This window comes from Streptomyces boncukensis (genome assembly GCF_011045075.1).
GTDB classification, from domain to species: Bacteria; Actinomycetota; Actinomycetes; order Streptomycetales; family Streptomycetaceae; genus Streptomyces; species Streptomyces boncukensis.
This window is the reverse complement of the sequence record NZ_JAAKZZ010000942.1, coordinates 1-1,505: the sequence shown is the minus strand read 5'-3', so window position 1 is coordinate 1,505 and position 1,505 is coordinate 1. Positions and strand designations below refer to the sequence as shown.

1 protein-coding gene is annotated in these 1,505 nt (G+C 72.6%); it reads right to left on the bottom strand.

Annotated features, from left to right (window positions below; all coding sequences use genetic code 11):
- Nucleotides 1-1,454, bottom strand: a 1,454-nt coding sequence (locus G5C65_RS37180) for a beta-ketoacyl reductase (protein WP_165303447.1), incomplete at its 3' end; no start/stop codon positions are given.
- Nucleotides 1,455-1,505: the final 51 nt, after the last annotated feature.

Below are 1,505 nucleotides of genomic sequence, written 5' to 3'. Positions count from 1 at the left end.
ACCACCCCACGCCGCTCCTCCACCGACAACCCCGCCAACCGCCGCACCAACGACACCTCACGCCCCGCCACCCGATCCGCCCGCCGCACAACAACCGGAACCAGACCACGCAGCAAAGCCGGCACCGCAGCACTGGAATTCCATGAGCGCAGGGCGTGCACATCCAGCAGCATCGCCACCACGGCAGCCCGCTCCACACCCAGCGCGGCATCGAACAGGGCCAGGCCCTGCTCGTTGGACAACCCCGGGCCCAGCCGCCCGGCCCGGTTCCCCAGGTGGCCGGTCATGGTGCTGGCCTGCTCCCACATCCCCCAGCCCAGCGACACTCCCGCCAGTCCCTCCGCGCGGCGCCGGGCGGCCAGACCGTCCAGGAACGCGTTCGCCGCCGCGTAATTGGCCTGCCCCGGGGTGCCGAACGTCGCCGAGGCCGAGGAGTAGAGCACGAACAAGCCCACATCCGCGCTCCGGGTCAGCTCATCCAGGTTCGCCGCGGCGGTGGCCTTCGCCCGCAGCACGATGTTGAGGCGCTCCTGGGTCAAGGCGGTGAACACCCCGTCGTCCAGCACCCCGGCGGCATGCACCACGCCGGTCAGCGGTGCCTGCTCGGGGATGTCCGCGAGAACGGCGGCCAGGGCGTCGCGGTCGGCGGCGTCGCAGGCCACGATCCGCACATCGGCGGCGCCCAGCGCGGTGAGTTCGGCGGCCAGGTCCGCGCAACCGGGTGCGTCCGGGCCCTGCCGGGAGAGCAGCAGCAGACGCCGGAACCCGTGCTCGGCCACCAGATGCCGGGCCAGCAGACCACCCAGCGTCCCCGTACCACCAGTGATGAGCACCGTGCCATCCCGATCCACCGGCACGGACTGCCCCGCACCCGCAACCCGCGCCAGCCGGGGCACCAGAACCTGCCCCTCCCGGACAGCCACCTGCGGCTCATCCACACCCGCCAGCAACCCCAGATCCACCTCATCGCCCGCGAGAGCGGGATCAGCATCCACCAGCACGATCCGATCGGGATGCTCGGACTGCGCCGAACGCACCAACCCCCACACCGCCGCACCCACCACATCCACACTCTCGCCAGGACCCGCGGGCACCGCACCCCGCGTCACCACGGCCAGGCGGGCGGCGGGGGTCTCCTCCGCCTCCAGCCATTCCTGTACGCCCCGCAGGACCTCACCCGTCACCTGCTCCACCGGCCCGCCCCCGGCCAGCAGGGTGGAGAAGTCCTCCGGCGCGGACGGATCGGCCGGGGGCAGGGCCTTCCACTCAATGGCGAAGAGGGCGTCATCGCCGGGCCTCCCGGCCGGGGAGAGCTGATCGGCCGCCACCTCCCGCGAAACCAGGGACTCCACCACCAGCACCGGCCGCCCCGCACCATCCGCGGCCTGCACCCGCACACCCTCACCCTGAGCGTGCACCGCCACCCGCAACGCCTGCGCGCCGACCGCGAACAACTCCACACCCGACCACACAAACGGCAACCGCGGACCCCCACCCCTGTCTCT